Genomic DNA, 25573 nt, shown 5'->3' with positions numbered 1-25573 from the left:
CTCAGTAGTTTAGGAGCAGCCTGTCCAGAACCCGCACCCCGAACTGCAGCGCGTCCACCGGCACCCGCTCGTCCACGCCGTGGAACATCGCCGCGAAGTCCATGTCGGCCGGCAGCCGCAGCGGCACGAACCCGAACCCGCGCACCCCCAGGTCCGCGAAGAACGTCTTGTTGTCGGTGCCGCCCGACATGCAGTACGGGATCGCTCGCGCGGCCGGGTCCTCCTCCTTCAGCGCCGCGATCATCGACTCCACCAGCGCCCCGTCGAACGAGGTCTCCAGCGCGATGTCGTGGTGGATGAACTCGCGCCGCACCTTCGGCCCGAGCAGCCCGTCCACGGTCTTGAAGAACTCCTCCTCGAACCCCGGCAGGAACCGCCCGTCCACCACGGCCGTGGCCTGGCCGGGGATGACGTTCGACTTGTAGCCGGCGCCGAGCTGGGTCGGGTTGGTGGTGTGGCGCAGCGTCGCGCCCACGAAGCGCACCAGCGGCCCGATCCTGTCCAGGATCGGCTGCGGGTTCTCCTCGTCGAACGGGAGCCCGAACGCGTCCGCGACCTCGGTGAGGAAGCGGCGGACCGTCGGCGTGTAGGTGAGCGGCCAGTCGTGCTCGCCGATCCTGGCGACGGCCTTGGCGACCTCGGTGACGGCGTTGTCGCCGTTCAGCATCGAGCCGTGGCCCGCCGTGCCGTCGGCGATCAGCTTCATCCAGGCCAGCCCCTTCTGGGCCGTCTCGATCAGGTAGAGCCGCAGCGACGGGTCCACCTCCAGCGAGTAGCCGCCGACCTCGCTGATCGCCTCGGTCACGCCCTCGAACAGCTCGGGGTGGTGGGCCGTGAGGTACTTGGCGCCGTACACGCCGCCGGCCTCCTCGTCGGCCACCCAGGCGAAGACGAGGTCACGGCGCGGCCTGCGGCCCTCGCGCTTGATCTGGCGCAGCACGGCCAGCATCATCGCGTCCATGTCCTTCATGTCCACGGCGCCGCGGCCCCAGATGTAGCCGTCGCGCACCTCGCCCGCGAACGGGTCGACCGACCAGTCGGCGGCGTTGGCCGGCACGACGTCCAGGTGGCCGTGGACGAGCAGGGCGGGCAGCGACGGGTCGGTGCCCTCGATCCGGGTGATCACGTTGCCGCGGCCCGGCTCGCTCTCGACGTACGTGGCCTCGATCCCGACCTCGGCCAGCCTGGACATGACGACCTCGGCCGCGGCCCGCTCGCCGGGGCCGCTGCCGTCGCCGTAGTTGCTGCTGTCGACGCGGATCAGCTCCACGCACAGGTCGGCGACTTCCTTCTCCGCAGGGGACTCAGCAGGGGTCATGGTGTTCTCTCCAGTGTGAGCAGTCCGGACTTGTGGAGGTGGCCGCGCTTGTAGGCGCGGGTGATGAGCGTGAGGTCGACGTCGGTGATCTCGTCGTACCGGCCGACGACGCCGGTCATGAAACGGTAGAGCGCCGCCTCGTGCGCCGCCACGACCTGCACGATGAGGGAATGCGTGCCCGTCGTGGCGGCGCAGTAACGGACGCTGGGGTGCGCGGCCAGTTCCTGGCCGACCAGGTCGAGCCCGTGGGGGCGGACCTTCAGCCAGAGCATGGCCTCCACCTCCAGGCCGAGCAGCGCCGGCTCCACCTCGGCCCTGGGCAGCAGCAGCCGCCGCTCGATCAGCGAGGTGACCCGCCTGCGCGCGGTCGGCACGGAGATGTCGAGCCGCTCGGCGACGGCGGTGAACGCGATGCGGCCGTCGGCGGCGAGCAGCTCGGCGATCTCCTGCTCCAGGGGTGACAGCCCCTCCTCGTCGGGCAGGCACTCGGCCGGCGGGCCCGGCCGCAGCTCGGCCACCTCCCGCTCGGTGAGGTACGGGGCGTGCCACTCGGCGACGGTCCTGAACGTGTGCAGCACGACCTGGGTCTGCGTCTGCAGCACGCCGTCGATGTCGGAGATCTGCGAGGACAGGATGCGGTGCAGGTCCTCCCTGGACGGCGAGACCAGCTCGCAGCCGATGTCGGCGGCCCCGGTCAGCGAGTAGACCGAGCGGGTGTCGGGGCGGTCGGCCAGCGCCTTGGCGACCTGCGCCGCCGTCCCGGGCCGCACCTGGACGTGCAGGTGCACCGGCCGCCCGTGCCCGGTGCGCAGGTCGTCGTAGATGGCGGTGACCTGCACGACGCCCTCGGCGATCAGCCGCTGCAGCCGGCGGGCGACCGTGCGCTCGTGCTCGCCCACGGCGCGCCCGATCTCACCCCAGGAGGCCCGGGGGCTGACTTGCAGCGCGGCCACGAGCCGCCGGTCGAGAACGTCCACCTGCACCCGTTTCATTGTCGGGAAGTTAAATATTTCGAGGAATATTTGACTGTTTCGGTCGCCCGAATGCACAGTAGGCCATCACCGCACTTGTCAGCAAAGGAGCCCACGTGGCGACCTCCCCCCTCGCGCCATCACCACTCGGCATCCCCAAGAGCCGTGTCCGCCAGCTCATGGCGGCCAGCATCGGCAACGTCGTCGAGTGGTACGACTGGTACGCCTACACCTTCCTCGCTGTCTACTTCTCCGAACAGGTCTTCCCCAAGGGCTCGGCCAACAGCCTGGTGCCGCTGCTGAGCTCGTTCGCCGTCTTCGCCGTGGGCTTCTTCATGCGCCCCCTCGGCGGCCTGCTCGTCGGCGCCTTCGCCGACAGGTACGGCCGCAAGAACGCCATGACGTTCACCATCGTGCTGATGGGCGCCGGCTCGCTGCTCGTGGGCCTGACCCCCACGTACGCGGCCGTCGGGCTGCTCGCGCCGATCATCCTCACCCTGGCCAGGCTCATCCAGGGCCTGTCGGTGGGCGGCGAGTTCGCCGCCGCCACCACGTTCCTCGTGGAGTCGGCCCCGCACGGCCGCCGCGGCCTGTTCTCCAGCTTCCAGTACGTCAGCACCACCATCGGCCAGCTCATCGCCTCGGGCCTGGCGGCGCTGCTGGCCACCAGCCTCATCGAGGCCGACATGAACTCCTGGGGCTGGCGCATCCCCTTCTTCGTGGGCGCCGTGCTGAGCCTCGTCGGCCTGTGGATCCGCAAGGGCGCCGACGAGACCTCGGCCGTGGCGGAGGAGATCCGGCGGGGCGAGGCCGAGCGGCCCAAGCTGTTCGACTTCCTCAAGCACTATCCGAGGTCGGCGGCCACGATCGTGGGCATCACGATCGCCGGCACCGTCGCGTACTACACGTGGACCAGCTTCCTGCCCACGTACGCGCAGATCACCGTGGGCTTCGACAAGGCGGACTCGCTGCAGATCGGCACGATCTCGCTGGTCTTCTTCATGATCCTGCAGCCGCTGCTCGGCATGCTGTCGGACCGGGTGGGGCGCAAGCCGATGCTGATCACGTTCGGCCTCGGGTTCCTCGTCCTGCCCGTGCCGCTGCTCGGCCTGCTCACCGACTCCTACGCCAGCCTGCTGATCGTGCAGCTCGTCGGCATGGTCTTCCTCGGCTGCTTCACCTCGATCTCGGCCGCGGTGAACTCCGAGCTGTTCCCGACCCGGGTGCGGGCGGCGGGGGCCGGGTTCCCGTACTCGCTGACCGTGGCCCTCTTCGGCGGCACCGCGCCGCTGATCGGCACGGCGCTGCAGGAGGCCGAGAACCCGGGGCTCTTCCCGTGGTACATGTCGGCGCTGGCGCTGGTCTCGACGCTGGTCTACCTCTTCGTCCTGAAGGAGACCAAGGACCAGCCGCTGCGCTAACCCCCGAACGAGGTGCAGGGGCGCTCCCGCAACTCCTTGACGTACTCGTCGGGGGCGCCCGCCCGCTCGGCCGCCTCGGCCAGGCTGCCCAGGTAGCGGGCCGACGGCAGGCCGCCCTCGTAGCCGTCGAGCACGTAGAACCAGGCCACGACCTCGCCCTCCAGCGTCTGCACCCGCAGCCGCACCTTGTGGTAGGCGCCGCGCACGGCGCCCTCCCACTGGTCGAGCGAGGTCTCCTCCCACTCGGGCACGTCGTAGAGCACCACGAACACGTGCTCGTCAGGGTCTTCGACGATCGTGGCGATCGCGCCTTCCCAGGCGAGATCCAGGCCGCCGAACGTCAGGCGCCAGCCCGGCAGCCATCCCACACCCCGGATCGGGGAGTGCGGGGCACGCATGGCCATCTGCTCAGGGTCCATGTTGCTGCCGTAGGCGGCGTATACAGGCACAGCAGACAAGACTAGCGCCTGAGGCCCTGCCCCGTTCGTCGGCAGCTCGGAGCATGCGGGAGAATAGGACACGTGACGAGGATCGTGATCATCGGTGGCGGACCAGGCGGCTACGAGGCGGCGCTGGTGGCCGCTCAGCTAGGCGCGCAAGTCACGATGGTCGAGCAGGACGGCCCGGGTGGCGCGTGCGTGCTGACCGACTGCGTGCCGTCCAAGACGCTGATCGCGACCTCCGTGCGCAAGCAGGCGCTGCTCGACGCGGCCTCCCTGGGCGTGTCGTTCTCCGGCGGGTCCGACGGCGACGCCGGAGTGGTCGGGGTCGATCTGCCGCTGGTCAACAAGCGGGTCAAGGAGCTGGCGCAGGCGCAGTCGGCCGACATCGCGACGCGGGTCGAGGCCGAGGGCGTGGAGATCATCAAGGCGCGCGGGCGCCTGGTGGACCCGCAGGTGGTCAAGGCCGGCGACCGGACGATCAGGGCCGACGTGGTGCTGGTGGCGACCGGGGCGACGCCGCGGGTGCTGCCGGGGGCCGAGCCCGACGGGGAGCGCATCCTCACCTGGCGGCAGCTCTACGACCTGGAGGAGCTGCCCGAGCACCTGATCGTGGTCGGGTCGGGGGTGACCGGGGCCGAGTTCGCGGGCGCCTACCGGTCGCTCGGGGCCGAGGTCACGCTGGTGTCCAGCCGGGACCGGATGATGCCCAACGAGGACGCCGACGGCGCCGAGGTGCTGGAGGAGGTCTACCGGCGGCGCGGGATGAACGTCATGGGCCGCTCGCGGGCCGCGTCCGTCAAGCGCACGCCCGACGGGGTGGTCGTGACGCTGGAGGACGGGCGTACGGCCGAGGGCTCGCACGCGCTGATGACGGTCGGCATGATCCCCAACACCTCCGGCATCGGGCTGGAGGAGGCCGGGGTGCAGCTCGACCGGGGCGGGTTCGTCAAGGTCGACAAGGTCTCGCGCACGTCGGCGCCCGGCGTGTACGCGGCAGGCGACTGCACGGGCGTGCTGATGCTGGCCTCCGTCGCGGCCATGCAGGGCCGGATCGCGGTGTGGCACGCCCTGGGCGAGGCCGTGCAGCCGCTGCGGCTGGCCACGGTGGCCTCCAACATCTTCACCGACCCCGAGATCGCGGCCGTCGGCGTCGCCCAGCGGGCCATCGAGGCCGGCGAGATCGAGGCCAACGTGGTCAAGCTGCCGCTGGCCACCAACGCGCGGGCCAAGATGCAGGGGTTCAACGACGGCTTCGTGAAGCTGTTCTGCCGCCCGCACACCGGGATCGTGCTGGGCGGCGTGGTGGTGGCGCCGCGGGCCTCCGAGCTCATCCTGGCCGTGTCGGTGGCGGTGCAGCAGCGGCTGACCGTCGATCAGCTCGCGCACACGTTCGCGGTGTATCCGTCGTTGTCGGGATCGATCACGGAGGCGGCGCGGCGGCTCATGCAGCCCGGGGTGTCGATCTAGCCGCCATCGCGGTCCGGAGGCCGAGCTAGCCCTGGTGCCGCCATCGGGGGTCGCGCCCGATGAAGGCGAGAAGCCTGTCCTGGGGTGAGGCGTCCTCGCCGGCCTCCACCTCGGGGCCGAAGACCTCCACGCCGGGTGCGAACGCGCCCGGGGTCCTGAACTTCTCCAGCAGATCGGGCGGCAGCGCGCCCATGGCCGCCCAGCCGCGCTCGACGTCCTCGGGGTCGATCGTGTCGTCCTGGGAGGTGGCGCGGGCCAGGTCCCAGCCGTGCAGCGGCAGGTCGTCGCTGACCACCTGGTCGATGTTCCGCTCCGCCGTCACGCGCCCCGCGGGGGTGTCGCACTCCTGCCCGGCGCGGGCGGGATCGTCGAGGATCGCCTGGACGTCCGCGCGGGCGGCGCGGAAGGCGGCGAGCGGGTCGTCGTCCACCGACGGCGCCGGGCCGAGCGCGAGGCCGAGCGGGCGCAGCATCACCTCGTGCATGTCGACGATGTGCCTGACGACGTCGCGCGCGCTCCACTTCGCGCACGGCGACGGGTTCGACCACTGGTCCGGCCGCACGGCGGCGACCTTGTGCTCGAACGCGGCGGCCCGCCTGCGGTAGCGGTCGGCGATCTCACTCATCGAAGGCGTCCTCCCGGCGTGGTGATCCCCGAGGTGAACAGTGTAGGCATGCGGGCGGGTAACCCGTTGACGTTTGTTGGTATGGACAGCAAACTAATTCACGAGTTGGCGCAGCCGTTCTGAAGGAGCTTCCATGCCCTATCGCCCGCCGCTGGTCGCGCACGAGTACTTCGTCGCGGACCCGCCCGAGTTGCCGGTTCGTGAGCGGGGCGAGGGCGGCCTGTCCGCGCTCATCTCCGCCGAGCTGGTCGCGGCCGACGGCGCCGAGGTGATGCTGAAGGCGGTCACCTCGGCGGAGGAGACGCTGGTCGTGCAGGTGGGCGCCGCGGGCGAGGGCGTCATCAGGGTCCGGCTGTCGCAGGACGCGACCGCCAGGCCGCGCTCCGAGCAGGCCATCGGGCTGGTGTCGCCCGGCACGTACTCAGGGGCACGTGTCGAGGCGGCGCCCGGCGCGCCGATCGTGATCGACGCCGGCCCGCTGCGTGCCGAGATCAGCCTGCACCCCTGGCATCTGCGTTTCACCGACGCGGCGGGGGAGACGCTGGTCGAGCAGGATCGCGGCCACATCGACATCAGCGGACGCCTGCGTACGCTGCCGTTCGGGCGCTCCAACTCAGCCGGTACGCCCGTGGCCTATCACGAGAGCTTCGCCGCCGCCCCCGACGAGGCGTTCTCCGGGTTCGGCGAGTCGTTCACCCGGCTGGACAAGCGTGGCCAGCGCCCGGTCATGTGGAACTTCGACGCCTTCGGGGCCGAGTCGCAGCGGGCGTACAAGAACGTGCCGCTCTACCTGTCCAGCAGGGGCTACGGCGTGCTCGTGGACAGCGGCGCGCCCACGGAGTTCGACGTGTGCCAGTCCACGCACAGCGTGGTGCAGATCGTGGTGCCCGACGACGTGCTCGACTACTACGTGATCGCCGGGCCGACGCCGCCTGAGATCCTGGACCGTTACGACCTGCTGACCTGCAGGCCCTCGTTGCCGCCGAAGTGGGCGTTCGGGACGTGGATCTCCTCCGGGTTCTGCGTGGACAGCCAGGAGCGGGTGCTGGCCAGGGCGCGCACGATCAGGGAGCGCGGCATCCCGTGCGACGTGCTGCACCTGGACACCTACTGGCAGGCCGACGGGCACTGGTCGGAGCTGAAGTGGGACGCCGCGAACTTCCCCGACCCGGACGGCATGCTGGCCGAGCTGGACGGGATGGGGTTCAAGGTCTGCCTGTGGATGAACCCCTACATCTCACACCTCAGCCCGACGTTCCGCGAGGCCGCCGAGGCCGGATATTTCCTGAAAAATCAGGCGGGGCAGGTGTACGTCGCCGACTGCTGGCACGGCTCGTTCCCCGCATGCGGGATCGTGGACTTCACCAACCCGGCCGCCGTCGAGTGGTTCCAGGGCCTGCTGCGCCCGCTGCTGCGCCAGGGCGTGGCCGCCTTCAAGACCGACTTCGCCGAGGGCGTGCCGAGCGACGCCGTGGCCTGCAACGGGATGACCGGCGCCGACCTGCACAACATCTACACGCTGCTGTTCAACGACGTGGTCGCCGGGGTCACCCGCGAGGTCAACGGGCACGACCTGGTCTGGGCGCGCTCGTCGTACCTGGGCGGGCAGCGCCACAGCGCCCAGTGGGGCGGCGACACCTACACCAGCTACGCCGCCATGGGCAGCACGATCAGGGGCGGGCTCGCGCACGGCCTGTCCGGCGTGCCGTTCTGGAGCCACGACGCCGGCGGCTTCACCGGGCGCCCCACCGACGACCTGTACGTGCGCTGGAGCCAGTTCGGCGCGCTGTCCCCGCTGCTGCGGCTGCACGGCACCACGACCCGGGAGCCGTGGGAGTTCCCGGAGGTCGAGGCCGAGGCCGTGCAGGCGCTCAAGCTGCGCTACCGGCTGATGCCCTACCTCTACTCGGCCGCCGTCGAGGCCGCCCGCACCGGCGCGCCGATGATGCGGGCGCTGTGCGTGGACCACCCGGACGACCCGGTGGCCTGGCAGGCCGACCTGCAGTACCTGCTCGGTCGCGACCTGCTCGTCGCGCCCATGACCGCGCCGGAGGGCACCCGCCGGGTGTACCTGCCGCGCGGCCTGTGGGTGGATTACTGGACGAACGAGGTGCTGGAGGGCGCCCGTTACGTCACGGTCAGCAAGCCGCTCGACCAGATCCCCCTCTTCGTCCGGCACGGCGCGCTCATCCCCGTCCAGGAGCAGCGGGACACGGTGGACGTGCCGGCCGAGATCGCCCTCGTCGCCTTCGGGGGCGGCGACGGGACAGCCGAAATCCACGACTCGGACGGTGTGACGGTCGCCGTCGCCACCAGGGACGGCGAGGAGCTGCGTGTCGCCGTCACCGGCCCGAAGCGCGTCACCGGGGTCGAGATCGCCCCGGTGGCCGGAGCTCCCGTCCGGGCCGTCATCTCGTAACACCCCCTGGAGGGATCATGGTCAGATTGAGAGGCGCCGCGGTGCTGGCCGCCGCCGCGCTCGCCCTGTCGGCCTGCGGCTCGGGAGGAGACTCGGGGACTCCCAGCCCAGCAGGCACCGAGCCGCGCGTGCTGAAACTGTGGCACTACGAGACCGCCGACAGCGCCATGGGCAAGGCGTGGGCCGAGGCGATCAAGAAGTTCGAGGCGTCGCACCCGAACGTGACCGTCAAGTTCGAGGAGAAGGGCTTCGAACAGATCCAGAAGACGGCCAGCATGGTGCTGAACTCCGACGAGGCGCCCGACATCATGGAGTACAACAAGGGCAACGCCACGGCCGGGCTGCTGTCCAAGCAGGGCCTGCTCACCGACCTGAGCGAGGAGGCCGCGAAGCGGGGCTGGGACAAGCTGCTGCCCGGCGGCCTGCAGACCACTGCCAAGTACGACGACCGCGGCGTGATGGGCTCCGGCAAGTGGTTCGGCGTGCCGAACTACGGCGAGTTCGTGATGGTCTACTACAACAAGGATCTCTTCGACAAGCACAAGGTCGCCGTGCCGGCCACGTTCGAGGAGTTCACCGCCGCGCTGGACACGTTCGTCAAGGCCGGCGTGACGCCCATCGCCAACGCCGGCGCCGAGTACCCGGCGCAGCAGATCTTCTACCAGCTCGCGCTGACCAAGGCGCAGAAGCCGTGGCTGGAGGCGTTCCAGTCCTACAAGGGCAAGGTCGACTTCCGCGGCCCCGAGTTCACCTACGGCGCCGACACGTTCGCCGACTGGGTGAAGAAGGGGTACATCGCCAAGAACTCGGCCGGGCTCAAGGCCGAGGACATGGGCGTGGCGTTCATGAACGGCAAGTTCCCCGTCGTGATCAGCGGAAGCTGGTGGTTCGGCCGCTTCGCCTCCGAGATCAAGGACTTCGAGTGGGGCCACTTCCTGTTCCCCGGCGCCACGATGTCGCCCGGATCGAGCGGCAACCTCTGGGTGGTGCCCGAGAAGTCGGAGAACAAGGACCTGGCCTACGACTTCATCGACATCACGATGAGCAAGGAGATCCAGAACCTGCTCGGCAACTCCGGCGGCGTCCCCGTGGCCGCCGACCCGGCCGCGATCACCGACGCCAGGAGCAAGGAGCTGATCGAGACCTTCAACAAGCTGACCGCCGCCGACGGCCTGGCCTTCTACCCCGACTGGCCCGCGCCCGGCTACTACGACGTGCTCGTGGCAGGGGTCCAGGAGCTCATCAACGGCAGCAAGACCTCCGCCCAGGTGCTGGACGAGCTCGCCAAGCCGTACGAGGACAACCTCGCCGACCTTGGTAACTAGATGAGAGTTCGCACGAGCAGCAGACGGGGATACTGGCTCTACCTGATCCCCAGCCTGCTGCTGTTCCTCGCCGTCATCGTCGTGCCGTTCCTGATGAACGTGGGCGCCAGCTTCACCCGCTGGTCGGGGGTGGGCACGCCGAGGTGGATCGGGTTCGACAACTACACCAGGCTGCTGGCGGACGAGCGGTTCTGGGAGTCGTTCCAGCACAACGTGGGGCTGATCGTGGCCATGGCCGTCGTGCCGACCATGATCGGCCTCGTGCTGGCGGCCGCGCTGTTCGACTACATCGGCAAGCGCTTCGGCCCGCGCACGGCCTCGGCGCTGCGCGCGATGTACTACCTGCCGCAGGTGCTGCCGGTGGCGGTGGCCGGCGTGGTGTGGGGGTGGATGCTGCACCCGTCGTACGGGGCGGTCAACCAGATCTTCGGGCTGGACCTCGACTGGCTCGGCGACCCCGACCTGGCGCTGGCCACCGTCATGGGCGTCATGGTCTGGTTCCAGCTCGGCTACCCGGTCGTGATCTTCATGGCCGGGCTGCAGCGGGTGGACCCGTCCTACTACGAGGCCGCCGAGATCGACGGGGCCTCGTGGTGGCGCAAGTTCTGGCACATCACGATCCCGCAGATCCGGCCGGAGATCTTCGTGGTGCTGCTGACGTGCACGATCGCCGCGCTGAAGGTGTTCGGGCCGATCTTCGTGCTGACCCGCGGAGGGCCCGGGAACGCGACGATGGTGCCGTCGTACTTCTCGTACCTGAACTTCTTCCAGAAGAGCAACGTCGGGTACGGCTCCGCGATCGCCACGGTGCTGGCGCTGATCATCATCGTGGTGACGTTCCTGTTCCTGCGCGTCCAGGAGCGTGAGTCATGAGGGGCCCGGGACGCTGGGCGGTGCTGTTCGCGCTGGTCGTGCTGGCCGTCGTGATGATCTTCCCGTTCCTGGTCGTGGCGATGAACGCGGTCAAGTCGCCGGCCGAGTACAGCTCGCAGGGGCCGCTGAGCCTGCCCGACGGGCTCTACCTGCAGGGGATCGTCGACTTCTGGAACCGGGTGGAGTTCGGCACGAAGCTCTGGAACAGCTTCGTCATCAGCGCGTCCGTGTCGGTGCTGGCGGTCGTGCTGTCGGTGCTCAACGCGTACGCGCTGGGAATCGGCCGGGTGAAGGGGCGGCTGTGGATCCTCGCGCTGTTCCTGGTGGCCAACACGCTGCCGCAGGAGGCCCTGGCCTATCCGCTGTACTACCTGGCCAAGGCCGTCGATCTGTACGACACCCAGCTCGCGGTGATCATCGTGATGACCGCGATCCAGGCGGCGTTCGGCACGTACCTGCTGAGCGCGGTGCTGGGCCAGTTCCCGAAGGAGATCCTGGAGGCGGCGGCGATCGACGGCGCGGGGCGGCTGCGCTCGCTCTGGCGGATCGTGGTGCCGATCAGCCGGCCCACGATCAACGTGCTGCTGATCTTCTTCTTCATCTGGACCTGGAACGAGTTCTTCCTTCCGCTGATCTTCCTGATCTCGAACGACACGCAGACGGTGCCCGTCGCGCTCGGCGTGCTGCAGGGCGAGAAGTACATGGACGCCACCATGTCCAGCGCCTCGGCCCTGCTCGGCGTCGTGCCGGCGATCGCCTTCTTCCTGATCTTCCAGCGCACGCTGACCCGAGGTGTGACGGTCGGCGCCATCAAGTGATGGAGAACCCTTTCGATGCGAAAAATCCCCCTATTAGCGGCTTTAACCCTCACTGCCTCCCTGCTCGCCGCGCCCCCCGCGCACGCCGAGGCGTACCCGTTCCAGAACCCGGCCCTGCCGCTGGAGCAGCGGGTGAGCGACCTGCTCGGCCGGCTCACGCTGGACGAGAAGCTGAGCCTGCTGCACCAGTCGCAGCCCGCGATCCCGCGCCTGGGCATCGCCTACCACAAGAACGGCACCGAGGCGCTGCACGGCGTCGCCTGGTCCAACCACCTCAACGACAACTGGAACCAGAAGTTCGCCAGCGGAACCGTGTTCCCGCAGGCGGTCGGGCTGGCCAGCACCTGGGACCCGGAGTTGGTCAAGAAGGTCGGCTCCGCCGTGGGTGACGAGACCCGCGGCTACAACGCCGCGGACCCCGTGCTGTGGGGCCTTCAGGTGTGGGCGCCCGTGGTGGACCTGCTGCGCGACCCGCGGGCGGGCCGCAACGAGGAGGGCTACTCCGAGGACCCGCTGCTGACCGGGGCCATCTCGACCGCGTACGGCAAGGGCCTGCAGGGTGACGACCCCTTCTACCTGAAGACCGCGCCCGTGCTGAAGCACTACCTGGCCTACAACAACGAGACCAACCGCAGCCTGACCTCCTCCAACCTGACGCCCAAGCTGAAGCACGAGTACTACGAGCCGGCGTTCAAGGCCGCGATCTCGGCCGACGCCGCGACCGGCGTGATGGCCTCGTACAACCTCGTCAACGGGCGGCCCAACCACGTCAACCCCGACCTGGACGACGTGGTGCGGTCGTGGACCGACAAGACGCTCTACAACCCCAGCGACGCCTGGGGGCCGCACGCGCTGACCGACCTGGAGAAGTACTACGACAACAAGCCCGAGGCGTTCGCCGCGGTGCTCAAGGCCGGGCTCGACAGCTTCACGATTGACAACAGCGACATCAGCGTGATGGTCACGAACCTCAAGGCCGCCCTCGACCAGGGCCGACTCACGGTGCCGGACGTGGACAAGTCGGTGCGCAGCGTGTTGTCGATCCGTACGCGGCTGGGGCACTTCGACCCGGACGGCGGGCCGTACAAGCGGATCACCGCCGATGTGATCAACAGCGCGGCGCACAAGCAGCTCAACCGCGAGACCGCCGGGAAGGCGGCGGTGCTGCTGAAGAACTCCGGCGTGCTGCCGCTGGCCCGGCCGAAGTCCGCGGCCGTGGTCGGCCCGCTGTCGGCCAAGCTCTACCGTGACTGGTACTCGGGGCAGCTCCCGTACCAGGTGACGCCGCTGGACGGGATCAAGGAGCGGGTCTCCGACGTCACCACCGGCGAGGGGCTGGAGCGCATCGCGCTCAAGCACCTCGACTCCGGCAAGTACGTCACCGCCACCGGCACAGGCCCGGACGACAACGCCGCGCTCACCGACACCGCGCCCACCGCGGCCTCGCAGTGGGACCTCACCGACTGGACCGGCGGCGTGTCCACGCTGCGCAACGCGGGCAACGGCAGGCTGCTCGGCGGCGACTGGCGCTCGCTCGACACCGACGACGCCGAGCCCGACGGCTGGTACGTCTCCCAGCAGTTCGCGCTGGAGAAGCAGCCCGACGGCAGCCACCTCATCCGCTACGCCGGGTTCGAGACCGTCGAGAGCTGGTTCGCCCTGCCCGACGCGTACGTCGGGATCACCGCCGAGGGCACGCTCGGCCTGGTGCCCAAGGCGCAGGCGGCGAAGTTCGCCAAGGAGGTCGTCTCCGACGGCGTCGCCGCGGCAGCCGCGCAGGCCGCCGAGGCCGAGGTGGCGGTCGTGGTGGTGGGCAGCCACCCGTTCGTGGCCGGGCGCGAGTTCCACGACCGCGACAACCTGCAGCTCGGCGAGGGCCAGCGGCGGCTGATCGAGGCCGTGCGCAAGGCCAACCCGCGCACGGTCGTCGTGCTGGAGACCAGCTACCCCGTCATCGTGGACGCGCCGACGCTGCTGTGGACCACGCACGCGGGCGCGGAGACCGGGCACGCCATCGCCGACGTGCTCTTCGGCGACGTCAACCCGGCCGGCCGGCTCACCCAGACCTGGCCGGCGACCGACGAGCTGCCGAGCCTCCTGGACTACGACCTGACCAAGACCGGGATGACGTACCTGTACGGGAACGACAAGCCGCTCTACGCCTTCGGTCACGGCCTGAGCTACACCACCTTCGCCTACCAGGGCCTTCGCGTGCAGGGCGACCGCGTCAGCGTGAAGGTCACCAACACCGGCAAGGCGAGGGGCGACGAGGTCGTCCAGCTCTACACCCACCAGCGCGACTCCCGCTTCGAGCAGCCGGTCAAGCAGTTGCGCGGCTTCCAGCGGGTCTCGCTGAACCCGGGCCAGTCGCGTACCGTCACCTTCCCCCTGAAGAAGTCGGACCTGGCCGTCTGGGACCACACCAGGAACAAGTGGACCGTCGAGAACGCCACCCACGACATCCTCGTCGGCTCCGCCTCCGACCGGATCCGCCAGTCCACGACGCTGCGCGTGTCCGGCGAGACCGTCCCCGTGCGCGACCTGGCCAGGGCGACCCGGGCGATGGACTTCGACGACTACTCGGGCGTCGCCTTCGCCGACGAGAGCAAGGTGAGCGGCGAGGTCGTCGAGGGCTCGGCGGGCGACTGGGTCTCCTTCACCGGCGCCATCTGGGGCTCGCGCCTCACGGCCGCGGCGGCTTCGGTGGGCGGTGGCTCGTTCGAGGTGCGGCGCGGCTCGCCGACCGGCCCGCTGCTCGCCACCGTGCAGGTGCCCGCCACCGGCGGGATCTACCAGTACGGGACGGTGAACGCCGCGGTGAAGGCGGGAACCGGGAGCGTGTACCTGGTGTTCACGGGTGACCTGCGGATCAAGGACTTCGCGTTCACCAGGTCGTGATCAAGGTTCGGCAGAATCCTGCGATCCACTCCGTGCTGAAAGGGATCTCGTGAAGCGGATGATCGCAGGTGCCGCCGTGGCGGCCATGATCGTGTTCATGGCCGCCACCCCCGCCGGGGCCGCCGCACCGGCGGATCCGGTCAAGGCGTTACAGGCCAAGCTGAAGGCCGGCAAGGGGGTGAAGTTCCGCGACGTCACGTCGTTGCTCCAGAACGGCGACAAGATCACGTTCTTGTGGCGCACCGGGAAGTGGCAGTTCGGCGGGAAGGGCGTCGTCGCGTCCGACATCACCGCCGAGTACAAGCAGTACGGCGGGGCCATCTTCGACTACATGCGGGGTCTCAAGGGCGGGCGCACGATCTGGGTCAACGGCAAGAGCTGGACCACGCACCCGGTCGGTGAGGTGCCCGAGGGCAAGAAGTACGAGAAGGACTTCCTGGGCATGACCGGCGGCCACGTCGGCACCTACTCCCAGCTCGTGAACCCGGCCGAGCCCGCCACTCTGAAGGTCCTGCTCAAGGGCGTGAAGAAGGGTCGTACGTACTCGGGGACGCTCACCCCCGCCGCGCTGTGGAAGGTGTCGCCGTGGTTCAGGGCGTCGTCCACGCCGAACCAGGGCGCCAGGACTGTGGTGCGGTACAAGCTCACGCTCGGCCCCGACTACCTGCCGCGCAAGCTCGTCACCTCCCATCCCGCCGCCAGCCATGTAGGACCGGGGATCGAGGTCGGCGATGGCCTGTTCAGCACCGAGACCACCTACACGGCTTGGGGCTCGAAGGTGGGCATCTCGGCGCCGCCGAAGGGCGAGACCACTTGACGCCGATTGGATAGCGGTGTTATCTAGACGTTAGCTAGGTAATGCCGCTATCCAACGGAGGTTCTCGTGACCGTGATCGTCCTGCTGGTCGCCACCGTGGCGTTCCGGCTGCTCGGGCTGCTCGGCGTGCGCCGCTTCGACACGTGGCGGGTGAGCGCGGCCCACGGGCTCGCGGTCATGCTGGTCATGACCGCGAGCGCCCACTTCGTCCCGGGCGACGTGACGTTCATGCCGAACTACGACGACATGGTGGCCATGGTGCCGTCCTTCGTGCCGTTCCCGGGCGTCATGGTGTACCTGAGCGGGGTGCTGGAGCTGGCCGGGGCCGTGGGGCTGGTGCTGGAGCGGACCCGCAAGGCCGCGGGGATCTGCCTGGCGCTGCTGTTCGTGGCGTTGCTGCCGGCGAACGTGAACGCGGCCCAGCTCGCCCTGGAGGACGTCGGGTCGCCGCTGTGGCAGCGGATCCCCGAGCAGGTCCTCTACATCGGGATCGCGCTCTGGGGCGCGGGGCTGTTCACGCGCTCGGCGAACCGTCCGGCCGTCGATGACCGGCGTGTGGCCGGCGATCGGGCAAGCGGCCGGTGAGGCCAGGAAGGGCGCGGCGCCCGCGACGCCATCGGCTCGCCGATGCGGTGCGGCGCCGCGATCCACTCGGCCTTCTCGTCCACCGGCACCCGGGAAAAGCCTGTCCGAGTGCATTAATTGGTTGTATGTCCAAACTATTGACCTGTGTTGCGCCCGTGTGTGAGCCTTCTGTGTGAAAGCTCATGCGCGAAGGCGCGGCGACGGTCAGGGTCGGTGCACTCTGCTCGTGCATGGCGGTCATCTGACGCCTTTGGGGCGCCTCTTGGCGTGCCTGGAAAGGAAGAGCCGCGCATGCGAAGAAGATTATTCGTCATGCTCACGACCGCCGCCGTCCTGCTCGTGGCGGCCGTGGTGCGGATGTCGCCGGTCTCGGCGGTCGCCTCGGATCCGTACGCGTACAAGAACGTGCGCATCGACGGCGGCGGCTTCGTGCCCGGGATCATCTTCAACCCGACCGAGCGCAACCTCATCTACGCCCGCACCGACATCGGCGGCGCGTACCGGTGGAACCAGTCCACCAGGTCCTGGACCCCGCTCCTCGACTGGGTCGGCTGGGACAAATGGGGCTACAACGGTGTGATCAGCATGGCCACCGACCCCGTCCAGACCAACCGCGTGTACGCCGCCGTCGGCATGTACACCAACTCCTGGGACCCGAACAACGGCGCCATCCTGCGCTCGATCGACAAGGGCGACACCTGGCAGGTCACGGCGCTGCCGTTCAAACTGGGCGGCAACATGCCGGGCCGCGGCATGGGCGAGGCCCTGTCGGTGGACCCGAACGACAACCGCGTCCTCTACTTCGGCGCGCCCAACGGCAACGGCCTGTGGCGCAGCACCGACTACGGCGCCACCTGGTCGAAGGTGACGAGCTTCCCCAACGCCGGAAACTACGCCCAGGACCCCAGCGACCCCAACGGCTACCTCAGCCACCGGCCCGGCGTGGTCTGGGTGACCTACGACAAGCGCTCGTCCACCGCCGGCAGCGCCACCAGGACCATCTACGTCGGCGTCGCCGACAAGGAGAACACCGTCTACCGGACCACCGACGGCGGCGCGACCTGGTCCCGGCTGGCCGGGCAGCCCACCGGCTACATCGCGCACAAGGGCGTGCTGGACACCGTCAACGGCTACCTCTACCTCGCCACCAGCGACACCGGCGGGCCATACGACGGGGCCAAGGGCGACGTGTGGCGCTACGCCACCGCCACCGGCACCTGGACCCAGATCAGCCCCATCCCGTCCTCCAGCGCCGACGACTACTTCGGCTACAGCGGCCTGACCATCGACCGCCAGGACCCGGCCACGATCATGGTGGCCACGCAGATCTCCTGGTGGCCGGACGTCATCTTCTTCCGCTCCACCGACTCCGGCGCGACGTGGACCCGCGTGTGGGACTGGACCTCCTACCCCAACCGCTCGTTCCGCTACAAGATGGACGTCTCCGCGAACCCGTGGCTGACCTTCGGCACCAACCCGCAGCCGCCCGAGGTCACACCCAAGCTCGGCTGGATGACCGAGTCGCTGGAGATCGACCCGTTCGACTCCGACCGGATGATGTACGGCACCGGCGCCACCATCTACGGCACCGAGGACCTGGGCCTGTGGGACTCCGGCGGCCAGTTCACCATCAAGCCCATGGCCAAGGGCCTGGAGGAGACGGCCGTGCTCGACCTGATCAGCCCGCCCAGCGGCGCGCCCCTGGTCAGCGGCCTCGGCGACATCGCCGGCTTCCGCCATACGAGCCTGGACGCCGTACCGTCCATGATGTTCACCCAGCCCAACTTCACCTCCACCACCAGCCTCGACTACGCCGAGAAGTCGCCCTCGATCATGGTCAGGGCCGGCAACTTCACCGACGCCGACCGCCCGAACGACAGCCACGTGGCCTTCTCCACCGACGGCGGCGCGAACTGGTTCCAGGGCACCGAGCCCGGCGGCGTCAACGAGGGCGGCACGGTCGCGGCGGCGGCCGACGGCTCCCGCTTCGTCTGGGCGCCCAAGGGCGTCACGCCCGTCTACTCCGTCGGGTACGGCAACTCCTGGCAGACCGCCTCCGGCCTGCCCACCGGCGCCACCGTGGAGTCGGACCGGGTCAACCCGATGAAGTTCTACGGCCTCAGCGGCGGCCGCCTCTACGTCAGCACCAACGGCGGCGCCACCTTCACCGCCACCGCCGCCACGGGCCTGCCCGCGACCGCCACCAAGTTCAAGGCCGTGCCCGGGATCGAGGGCGACCTGTGGCTGGCCGGCGAGGGCGGCCTGTGGCACTCGACGAACAGCGGCGCCTCGTTCACCAAGGTGTCCGGGGTGACGAACTCCGTGAACGTCGGCTTCGGCAAGGCGGCGCCCGGCGCGACGTACCTGGCGATCTACGCTGTCGCCACCGTGGACGGCACCACCGGCCTCTACCGATCCGACGACGGCGGGTCCGGCTGGGTGCGCATCAACGACGACAAGCACCAGTGGGGGAACATGGGCGAGGCGCTGACGGGGGACCCGCGGGTGTACGGCCGCGTCTACCTGGGCACGAACGGCCGCGGCATCATCTACGGCGACCGCACCGGCCCGCCCGTCACCGTCACCCCCACCGTGACCCCGACCGTGACCCCGACCGTCACGCCCACCGTGACGCCCACCGTGACCCCGACCACCGGGACCGGCTGCACGGCCACCTACAAGCCGGGCAACTCCTGGCCGGGCGGCTTCCAGGCCGAGGTCTCCGTCCAGAACACCGGCACGTCCGCCATCACCGGCTGGAAGGTGACCTGGACCTGGCCCGGTGACCAGAAGATCACCACGATCTGGAGCGCCGCCCAGACGCAGTCGGGCGCGAACGTGACGGCCGCGAACGCCGGCTACAACGGCAACCTGGCGGCCGGCGCCACGACGTCGTTCGGCTTCAACGGCAGCTACACCGGCACCAACACCGCACCCGGCACCCTCACCTGCACCCCGGCTTGAGGGCTCGGCGCCGCTCGCAGATGCGGACGAGGGGCGCGGCGCCTCGCCTCGCCCGACTGATCGCTTCCGGTGGATATTCGCTCGGTCGGTGGATTGGCACAACCCGCCGGCCAGCTCGCCCGCCTGCTGCGCCTGTCGCTGCGGCTGGCGACGTGACCTGTGCTCCTGTCCCCCGAGCGGCCCGCCCCCGGGCCGCCAGATCGTCATGCGGCCCGGCGGGGACCTCCGGAAAATACCTGGCTGCGCAGGCCGGCCTCCCATCAGGCGACATCGAGAGCCTCGGTGATCTTCCGGGCCATCTCGGCCATGGCGGGGCTGGGCTCACCCTTCTGTGACCGGGTGGCGGCTTCGACGGCGACGACGACGGTGCGGCGGAAGTTCTCCACCTCGGCCGGGTCCTGCTGCCTGAGCAGGTTCATGGACGCGGTCAGGGCGGGCAGCACCTGGTCGGCGAGTTCGGCCACGGTCCTGCCGTACCTCACGCCCTTCGGCGCCTTGGCGAGCACGTGCCCGACCAGGCCGGTCGCGGAGGTCAGGGCGATGGAGCCCTCGGTGCCGGCCTTGTGGGCCGAGCCGGCGGCGCCGGCGGCCGACATCAGGAAGACGGCGCCCCAGGCGGCGATCCGGAGGGTGAGCTGGTCCTGGTCGGTGAGGGCGAGGGTGACGGACATGGTGGTGTGCTCCTTCGCGGCTGGTGATCGCTGAACCGTTCGGTTCATGGCGTTCACTCTCGCCGGCCGCTCTGATGCGGGACCGTCGCCGCCCTGACGCGGCCACTGACACGAGACCGCCTCCCCGGCGGCGCCATCCGCATCCTGATGGCCCCCTCAACGACCGCCATTGGCCTCCGCCCCAGCGTGCTCCCCATGCCCCATCACCGGAGCGGCACGGGATGGCCGCTGCTCCCGTGCCGGACGGCCGGAGAGGCCCCGTACCCGTCGGCTCCGCCGTACCGGACATCACGCGCGCCATGCGCGACCTCACCCGGACCACCGGCCCGGCCTGGAACGAGGTACGCGACGGCACGTTGGGTACCTGGGGGTACCGCATCGTGTTCTCCCGAAGCGGCCGCAGTTCCTGCGGACCTGGGCCTGCGTAGCGGCCGCGCGGGTAGCAGCCCCACATGCACACAGTCGTCAAAAGCCTGATCGCGGGAGCGGCAGGCACCAGCGCGCTCAATATCGCCACCTATCTCGACATGGCGATCCGGGCCCGTGGCGCCAGCAGCACCCCGCAGCAGGCCGTGGAGAAGCTGACCGACCTGGCGGACGTCAGCCTCGGCGCCGGCGAGCAGGCCGAGAACCGCAAGGAGGCCCTCGGCTCGCTCCTCGGCTACGCCACGGGCGCGGGCGCGGCCCTCTGCTACAGCCTGCTCGCGCCGCCGGGCCGGCGCCTGCCGTGGCCGGTGGGGGTGTCGGCGCTGACGGCTCTCGCCATGACCGGCTCGAACGCTCCGCTGACCGCACTCGGCACCACGAACCCGCGCGAGTGGCCGCCCTCGGCCTGGATCTCGGACGCCGTCCCGCATCTGGCGTACGGGATCACCGCGTACGTGGCCTACGAGCTGCTGCGGTCATGACAGGGGAATCGCCGTCCCGGTTCGGGCGCGACTCTCAGCCCTTGATGGCACCCACAATGACGCCCTTGGTGAAGTGGCGTTGGACCAGCGGGTACATGATGAGGGCGGGGATGACGGCGATCACCACGATGGCCATTTTGATCGCCAGGGTGGGCGGGGCGTCTCCCGTGACGCCGGCCGTGGCCGCCGGCAAGGGGTTGGAGTCCACCACGTACTGGCGCAGGATCAGCGCCAGGGGCCATTTCCGGGTGTCGTCCATGTACAGCATCGCGTTGAACCACGCGTTCCAGTACCCCACCGCGTAGAACATCGCCACCACGGCCGTGACCGCCTTCGACATGGGCAGCACGATGCGGAACAGGATGCGGAACTCACCGGCCCCGTCGATCCGGGCGCTGTCCAGGATCTCCTGCGGGATGTTCATGAAGAACGAGCGCAGCACCACCACGTTGAACGCCGACACGGCCGTCGGCAGGATCAGCGACCAGTAGCTGTCCTTCAGCCCCAGCCCGCTCACCATCAGGTACACGGGGATGATGCCGGGGAAGAACACGAACATCAGCAACACGCTGAACAGCAGCGGCCGGTGCAGGAACGAGCCGGGCCGCGACAGCGAGTACGCCCCGAGGATGCTCACCCCTGCGCTGATCAGCGTGCCGACGACGGTGACGCCGGTGCTGACGAGCACGGCCCGGCTGACGACGGTGTCGGAGAAGATCTGCCGGTACGCCTCGAACGTGATCCCGTCGGGCACCAGCACGAGCCCGCCCGCGCGGGTGACGGTGGCCGAGGAGCTGAGGCTGGTCAGCACGATCGTGTAGAGCGGTCCCAGCACGGCGACGAGGATCAGGGTGATCAGGGCGCCCTTGCCGAGCTGGCCGACCGGTGAAGGGCGTTCCTCCCACGGTGCCAGCCGGGAGGGCTTCCGCGATGTCAGCGTGGTCATGATCTCGAATACACCCCTCGTTCGCCGAACGCGTGCGCCACCCGGTTGGCCGCGATGATGAGCAGCAGCCCCACGACGCCCTTGAACAGCCCGGCCGCCGCCCCGTACCCGAGGTCCCCGGTGCGGATGCCCGACCAGTACACGAACGTGTCGAACACCTCGGACGCCTCGCTGCCGACGGCGCTGCGTTGCAGCATGAACTGTTCGAAGCCGACGTTCAGGGCGTCGCCCAGGCGCAGGATCAGCAGCAGGACGATCACGGGGCGCAGGCCGGGCAGCGTGATGTGCCACATGCGCCGCCACCTGCGGGCGCCGTCCACGGCGGCGGCCTCGTACAGGTTGGGGTCGATGGTGCTGAGGGCGGCCAGGAAGATGATGGCGCCCCAGCCGGCGTCCTTCCAGATGGTCTGGGAGGTGAGCAGCAGGATGAACGTGTCGGAGTTCGTCATCAGGTCGACGCCCTCGTAGCCGTTCTGCCGCAGGGTCTGCGCCAGCAGGCCCGCGCCGCCGAACATCTGCTGGAAGATGGCGATGACCAGCACCCAGGAGAAGAAGAACGGCATGTAGACCACGCCCTGCACGAACGCCCTCAGCTTGGCCGAGACGATGCTGTTCAGCAGCAGCGCCAGCATGATCGGCACGGGGAAGTAGAAGACGAGCTGGAAGGCGGTGATCGACAGGGTGTTGGTGATGGCGCGGATGAACTGCGGGTCCTGGAAGAGCAGCGCGAAGTTGGTGAAGCCGATGATCGGGCTGCCGAGGATGCCGTCGGTGTACGGGTTGTAGTCCTGGAAGGCGATCACGTTGCCGAGCGCCGGGACCCACCAGAAGGCCACGACGACCAGCAACATCGGCAGGTTCATCACCAGCAGCGGCCAGTCCCGGCGGAGCTTGGCCCGCCAGGTCAGGTCGTGGGGCTTGGTACTGGTCGAGGGGGGTGTGGTGCGTCCGGGGGAGCGCCGGGTGGTCACGACGCCCACGGCATGCCCTTCTTCGCGCTGCGTCGCAAGCCCTGCGCCGTGGCCCATGACAGGCCCCTCATCGCGTTCATGAAGAGCTCCTCAAAGCCTGCCGTTCTCACGCGCGACCTTCATGTAGAACTCGCGCGCCTCGTTCCCGCCCTGCTCCTGCCACTCCTTGACGATCTTGGGCCACTCGGAGACGGGGCGCTTGCCGCGGAAGATCTCCTGCATCTTGTCCTCGATGGGGGTGGTCAGGCCGGCCATCTTGGACGGCGTCTCCACGCGGATGCCCACGAACGGGTCGTTCTCCAGGATCTTGGACGCCTTGGTCTGCCAGTCCCACATGGCTTGGACCAGGCCCTCGTACTGGCTCATCGAGTTGGCGTTGGGCCGGCCCGACAGGAACAGGTAGGTGGGCGCGACCTCCTTGCGGCCGAGCGCGGTCTGCTTGACCTTGCCGTCCTCGACCGTGTAGTGCTTGCCCTCGACGCCGTTGTAGCACAGCTCGTACTCCTGGGTGCCGAACGGCGCTGAGGCCCAGTTCGACAGCGCGAGCAGCTCGCGGGTGCGGGCGTCGCCGAGGCCTTTCTTGATGAAGACGAACATGCTGGCGGGCTCGTTGCGCCACATGATGGGCGTGCCGCCGGCGTGCGCCGGGTACGGGTCGACGATCTTCATGTCGAACTTCGGGTTGTCGGCCTGGAAGCGGCCCAGCGCCTCGTGCCAGGCGCCGAGGCCGTCGCGGTAGACGACCATCTCGCCGCTGCCGAAGATGGCCTTGTTGTCGGCGTCCTTGTTGGCCACGATGTCCGGATGCACGTAGCCGGCCTCGAAGAGCTTGGTGAGGAACTCGATGTGGGCGGCCCACTCCTCGGTCTCGTACTTGTAGACGAGCGTGCCGTCGCTCTTCTTGCGCCACTCGCGCGGCGCGCCGAAGGCTCGCTGGAGCTCTTGCTCCAGGCCGCCGCCGAACGCCCAGCGCTTCTTCTTGGCGTCGGTGATCGCCTTGCCGAGCGCGACCAGGTCGTCGGCGCTCTTGGGATGCTCCAGGCCGAGCTCCTGCAGGATGTCCTGGCGGACGAAGGTGGCGAACGGGTACGGGTCGTTCTGCCAGGGGATGCCCTGCAGGATGCCGCCGAAGACGCCGTACTGCCAGGCGGCGGTGTCGTAGTTGGCCAGCAGCGGGAACTCCTTGGCCTTGTCCCCGGCCAGGTAGGGGGACAGGTCGGCGAAGAGCTTGTTGGCGGCCTCCGTGAAGTGGCCGATCTTGATCAGCTCCCACTGCGGCACCATCACCATCTCGGGCACGTCGCCGCTGGCCAGGACGGTGCTGAGCTTCTGCCCGTAGGTGTTGCCGTCGGAGATGTTGAAGCGGACGACGCCCCCGAGGCGCTTGTTGACCTCCTCGTAGTAGGAGTTGTCGCCGATGCCGGGCGGCACCGTGCCCCACAGCGGCGTCATCGCGGTCACCTCCTTGCCGCTGGTGAGCGGCGGGGTGGTGACGGCCTGCACCATCTGGGCGGGGCGGGTCAGGAAGCCGGGCTGGACGAACTCGCTGCCGGCCAGGTCGGGCTTGAGCCCGGGGATGTCGAACGGGATCCTGTTGGGGACCAGGCTCTTGAGCTTGTCGGCCGCTACAGCCGTGCCCTTGGACACCTGTCTCTTCTCGGCGCAGCCCGCCACCAGAACGCTCGCGCCGACTAGGCCGAGGAACCCGCGGCGAGTCGTGGACATGGGCATGGCTCGCTCCCTTCTCCGAGTGGGGATGGCCTACAGAAATTAGTTGGTATTCCGGCCAAACAAATTAGTAGACTGTGACCGCACCCACAAGTGAGCGCGGTGGTCACAGGTTGGTGAAGGGAGCCGGCGATGCGGCATGCTGGGATCACTTCTTGGCGGGAACGGGGCTGATATTGATCACTTCTACGACCGGCCCTCAGCCGGCCGACTTCGCCGACGTACGGGCCACCAATCTCGCGGTCGTGCTGCGGTTCGTACGCGAGCACGCGCCGTGCTCGCGCGCCGACATCGCGGCCTCCACCGGGCTGAACAAGGCGACGGTCTCCAGCCTGGTCGCCGACCTGATCGACCGCCGGCTGGTACGCGAGACCGGGCTCACGGAGAACCGCGTCGGCAGGCCGGCCACGATGCTCGTGCTCGACGGCTCCCCGTACGCCGCCATCGGCGTCGAGATCAACGTCGACACCGTGTCGGCGGTGGCCACCGACCTGGCGGGGGAGCGGCTGCTGACCTGGCGGCGCTCGTTCTCGGGGGGCGAGTCGGTCAACCAGGGCATGGCGGCCGTCGGCGCGATCATCAGGCGCGTGGTGAACCGCATGGCCAAGGAGGAGCGCCAGGTGCTCGGCCTGGCCGTGGCCGTGCCCGGGCTGATCGACGTGCAGGGCACCGTACGCATCGCCCCCAACCTCGGCTGGCATGACGCCGACATCGGGGGCGACCTGGCCAAGGCGCTGCGCGACCCCGGCTTCCCCGTCCAGGTCGACAACGACGCCAACCTCGGGGCCCTGGCCGAGCAGCGCTTCGGCGCGCACGCGGGCGCCTCCGACCTGGTCTATCTCACCGGCGAGCTGGGCGTGGGCGCCGGTATCATCCTCGACGGGCGGCTGCGGCGCGGCGGGCGCGGCTACAGCGGCGAGATCGGCCACGTGCAGCTCGACCCCGAGGGTCCCGTCTGCCGCTGCGGCCGGCGCGGCTGCCTGGAGGCCATGGCGGGCATCGGCGCCGTGCTGCGCAGGGACCCGTCGCCGGCGGAGATCCAGATCGAGATCGAGGAGGTCGTGCGCCTGGCGCGCGCCGGTGACACCGGCACCCTCGGCACGCTCGGCGAGGTGGGCCGGAGCCTGGGCAGGGGCGTGTCCATCCTGGCGAACCTGCTCAACCCCGAGGTGGTGATCCTCGGCGGGTACTACGTGCCGCTGGCGCCGTGGCTGCTGCCCGGCGTGCACGAGGAGGTCGGCTCCCGCGTGATCGCCGCCGAGGCCGGAGGTCTGCAGGTCGTGGCCTCGACGCTGGGGTACGACGCGGCCGCGCTCGGGGGTGCGGCCAGGGTGCTCGACTCCGTCGATTCGGGAAGATTGCCGGGAGGATTGTCGCGAATCCCTTGACCTTGGTCACGGGGACG

The 25573-nt window shown here is 69.5% G+C and carries 20 protein-coding genes; 12 read left to right on the top strand and 8 right to left on the bottom strand.

Annotation, left to right across the window (positions count from 1 at the left end; all coding sequences use genetic code 11):
- Position 1 precedes the first annotated feature (1 nt).
- Together ACBJ32_RS22700 and ACBJ32_RS22695 are read right to left on the bottom strand one after the other, a co-directional pair.
- A complete protein-coding gene (locus tag ACBJ32_RS22700) occupies positions 2-1318 on the bottom strand; it encodes a M20/M25/M40 family metallo-hydrolase (protein WP_375128382.1) in 1317 nt (438 codons plus the stop codon).
- Positions 1315-2310 carry an Lrp/AsnC family transcriptional regulator gene (locus ACBJ32_RS22695; RefSeq protein WP_357886722.1) on the bottom strand — a complete coding sequence of 332 codons (996 nt, stop codon included), beginning with the start codon at positions 2308-2310 and terminating at the stop codon, positions 1315-1317. Before ACBJ32_RS22695 ends, ACBJ32_RS22700 begins: the two co-directional genes overlap by 4 nt.
- 95 nt (positions 2311-2405) lie before the next feature.
- Here ACBJ32_RS22695 and ACBJ32_RS22690 point away from each other — a divergent pair, with 95 nt between their 5' ends.
- Positions 2406-3710, top strand: a complete 1305-nt coding sequence (locus ACBJ32_RS22690; protein ID WP_375128381.1) for an MFS transporter — start codon at positions 2406-2408, stop codon at positions 3708-3710.
- Here ACBJ32_RS22690 and ACBJ32_RS22685 read toward each other — a convergent pair.
- On the bottom strand, positions 3707-4159 hold the full coding sequence (locus ACBJ32_RS22685; protein WP_375128380.1) for a gamma-glutamylcyclotransferase: 453 nt from the start codon (positions 4157-4159) through the stop codon (positions 3707-3709). The two genes, ACBJ32_RS22690 and ACBJ32_RS22685, sit on opposite strands and share 4 nt — an antisense overlap.
- Positions 4160-4231: 72 nt before the next feature.
- Between ACBJ32_RS22685 and ACBJ32_RS22680 the strand changes: the two genes are divergently transcribed.
- The gene (locus ACBJ32_RS22680) at positions 4232-5620 is read left to right on the top strand and encodes an NAD(P)H-quinone dehydrogenase (protein ID WP_357886713.1); all 1389 of its coding nucleotides are present in this window, start codon (positions 4232-4234) and stop codon (positions 5618-5620) included.
- 25 nt (positions 5621-5645) lie between these two features.
- Here ACBJ32_RS22680 and ACBJ32_RS22675 read toward each other — a convergent pair whose 3' ends face one another.
- Positions 5646-6245, bottom strand: coding sequence for a TIGR03086 family metal-binding protein (locus ACBJ32_RS22675; RefSeq protein ID WP_375128379.1), 600 nt, complete (start codon positions 6243-6245; stop codon positions 5646-5648).
- 133 nt (positions 6246-6378) lie between these two features.
- On the opposite strand from ACBJ32_RS22675, the gene ACBJ32_RS22670 reads away from it, so the two are divergent.
- The 8 genes from ACBJ32_RS22670 (at position 6379) to ACBJ32_RS22635 (ending at position 18944) form a co-directional block, all read left to right on the top strand.
- Positions 6379-8664, top strand: a complete 2286-nt coding sequence (locus ACBJ32_RS22670; RefSeq protein WP_375128378.1) for a TIM-barrel domain-containing protein — start codon at positions 6379-6381, stop codon at positions 8662-8664.
- A gap of 17 nt (positions 8665-8681) precedes the next feature.
- Positions 8682-9989, top strand: coding sequence for an ABC transporter substrate-binding protein (locus tag ACBJ32_RS22665; RefSeq protein ID WP_375128377.1), 1308 nt, complete (start codon positions 8682-8684; stop codon positions 9987-9989).
- On the top strand, positions 9990-10862 hold the full coding sequence (locus ACBJ32_RS22660; protein ID WP_357886701.1) for a sugar ABC transporter permease: 873 nt from the start codon (positions 9990-9992) through the stop codon (positions 10860-10862).
- Positions 10859-11680 (top strand): carbohydrate ABC transporter permease, encoded by an 822-nt coding sequence (locus ACBJ32_RS22655; protein WP_357886698.1) that lies wholly within the window; start codon positions 10859-10861, stop codon positions 11678-11680. Before ACBJ32_RS22660 ends, ACBJ32_RS22655 begins: the two co-directional genes overlap by 4 nt.
- A gap of 15 nt (positions 11681-11695) precedes the next feature.
- Positions 11696-14578, top strand: coding sequence for a glycoside hydrolase family 3 C-terminal domain-containing protein (locus ACBJ32_RS22650; protein WP_375128376.1), 2883 nt, complete (start codon positions 11696-11698; stop codon positions 14576-14578).
- 58 nt (positions 14579-14636) lie between these two features.
- Positions 14637-15395, top strand: a complete 759-nt coding sequence (locus ACBJ32_RS22645) for a hypothetical protein (RefSeq protein ID WP_375128375.1) — start codon at positions 14637-14639, stop codon at positions 15393-15395.
- 66 nt (positions 15396-15461) lie between these two features.
- Positions 15462-15980, top strand: a complete 519-nt coding sequence (locus tag ACBJ32_RS22640; RefSeq protein WP_375128374.1) for a hypothetical protein — start codon at positions 15462-15464, stop codon at positions 15978-15980.
- Positions 15981-16271: 291 nt separating this feature from the next.
- Positions 16272-18944, top strand: coding sequence for a cellulose binding domain-containing protein (locus ACBJ32_RS22635; protein WP_375128373.1), 2673 nt, complete (start codon positions 16272-16274; stop codon positions 18942-18944).
- A 260-nt stretch (positions 18945-19204) separates the two neighbouring features.
- On the opposite strand, the gene ACBJ32_RS22630 is transcribed toward ACBJ32_RS22635, so the two are convergent.
- Complete coding sequence (locus ACBJ32_RS22630; RefSeq protein ID WP_375128371.1) at positions 19205-19615, bottom strand: hypothetical protein; 411 nt, start codon at positions 19613-19615, stop codon at positions 19205-19207.
- 452 nt (positions 19616-20067) lie between these two features.
- Here ACBJ32_RS22630 and ACBJ32_RS22625 point away from each other — a divergent pair, with 452 nt between their 5' ends.
- Complete coding sequence (locus ACBJ32_RS22625) at positions 20068-20523, top strand: hypothetical protein (protein WP_375128370.1); 456 nt, start codon at positions 20068-20070, stop codon at positions 20521-20523.
- 34 nt (positions 20524-20557) lie between these two features.
- Here ACBJ32_RS22625 and ACBJ32_RS22620 read toward each other — a convergent pair whose 3' ends face one another.
- From ACBJ32_RS22620 to ACBJ32_RS22610, 3 genes are all read right to left on the bottom strand, one after another.
- A complete protein-coding gene (locus ACBJ32_RS22620) occupies positions 20558-21469 on the bottom strand; it encodes a carbohydrate ABC transporter permease (RefSeq protein ID WP_357886677.1) in 912 nt (303 codons plus the stop codon).
- Positions 21466-22449 carry an ABC transporter permease gene (locus ACBJ32_RS22615; RefSeq protein ID WP_375128369.1) on the bottom strand — a complete coding sequence of 328 codons (984 nt, stop codon included), beginning with the start codon at positions 22447-22449 and terminating at the stop codon, positions 21466-21468. Before ACBJ32_RS22615 ends, ACBJ32_RS22620 begins: the two co-directional genes overlap by 4 nt.
- Positions 22450-22530: 81 nt before the next feature.
- The gene (locus ACBJ32_RS22610) at positions 22531-24165 is read right to left on the bottom strand and encodes an extracellular solute-binding protein (RefSeq protein WP_375128368.1); all 1635 of its coding nucleotides are present in this window, start codon (positions 24163-24165) and stop codon (positions 22531-22533) included.
- A gap of 179 nt (positions 24166-24344) precedes the next feature.
- On the opposite strand from ACBJ32_RS22610, the gene ACBJ32_RS22605 reads away from it, so the two are divergent.
- Positions 24345-25556 carry an ROK family protein gene (locus ACBJ32_RS22605; RefSeq protein WP_375128367.1) on the top strand — a complete coding sequence of 404 codons (1212 nt, stop codon included), beginning with the start codon at positions 24345-24347 and terminating at the stop codon, positions 25554-25556.
- Positions 25557-25573: the final 17 nt, after the last annotated feature.

This window comes from Nonomuraea sp. GTA35 (assembly GCF_041950525.1).
Lineage (GTDB): Bacteria > Actinomycetota > Actinomycetes > Streptosporangiales > Streptosporangiaceae > Nonomuraea.
This window is presented reverse-complemented; position numbering and strand designations above follow the sequence as displayed.

What these genes read in the sequence shown, in the direction of transcription:
- ACBJ32_RS22660 (WP_357886701.1), top strand. Translation starts at nt 9,990, where the DNA reads ATGAGAGTTCGCACGAGCAGCAGACGGGGATACTGGCTCTACCTGATC.
- ACBJ32_RS22650 (WP_375128376.1), top strand. Translation starts at nt 11,696, where the DNA reads ATGCGAAAAATCCCCCTATTAGCGGCTTTAACCCTCACTGCCTCCCTG.
- ACBJ32_RS22620 (WP_357886677.1), bottom strand. Translation starts at nt 21,469, where the DNA reads ATGACCACGCTGACATCGCGGAAGCCCTCCCGGCTGGCACCGTGGGAG.
- ACBJ32_RS22635 (WP_375128373.1), top strand. Translation starts at nt 16,272, where the DNA reads ATGCGAAGAAGATTATTCGTCATGCTCACGACCGCCGCCGTCCTGCTC.
- ACBJ32_RS22675 (WP_375128379.1), bottom strand. Translation starts at nt 6,245, where the DNA reads ATGAGTGAGATCGCCGACCGCTACCGCAGGCGGGCCGCCGCGTTCGAG.
- ACBJ32_RS22630 (WP_375128371.1), bottom strand. Translation starts at nt 19,615, where the DNA reads ATGTCCGTCACCCTCGCCCTCACCGACCAGGACCAGCTCACCCTCCGG.
- ACBJ32_RS22655 (WP_357886698.1), top strand. Translation starts at nt 10,859, where the DNA reads ATGAGGGGCCCGGGACGCTGGGCGGTGCTGTTCGCGCTGGTCGTGCTG.
- ACBJ32_RS22610 (WP_375128368.1), bottom strand. Translation starts at nt 24,165, where the DNA reads ATGTCCACGACTCGCCGCGGGTTCCTCGGCCTAGTCGGCGCGAGCGTT.
- ACBJ32_RS22665 (WP_375128377.1), top strand. Translation starts at nt 8,682, where the DNA reads ATGGTCAGATTGAGAGGCGCCGCGGTGCTGGCCGCCGCCGCGCTCGCC.
- ACBJ32_RS22645 (WP_375128375.1), top strand. Translation starts at nt 14,637, where the DNA reads ATGATCGCAGGTGCCGCCGTGGCGGCCATGATCGTGTTCATGGCCGCC.
- ACBJ32_RS22695 (WP_357886722.1), bottom strand. Translation starts at nt 2,310, where the DNA reads ATGAAACGGGTGCAGGTGGACGTTCTCGACCGGCGGCTCGTGGCCGCG.
- ACBJ32_RS22700 (WP_375128382.1), bottom strand. Translation starts at nt 1,318, where the DNA reads ATGACCCCTGCTGAGTCCCCTGCGGAGAAGGAAGTCGCCGACCTGTGC.
- ACBJ32_RS22625 (WP_375128370.1), top strand. Translation starts at nt 20,068, where the DNA reads ATGCACACAGTCGTCAAAAGCCTGATCGCGGGAGCGGCAGGCACCAGC.
- ACBJ32_RS22670 (WP_375128378.1), top strand. Translation starts at nt 6,379, where the DNA reads ATGCCCTATCGCCCGCCGCTGGTCGCGCACGAGTACTTCGTCGCGGAC.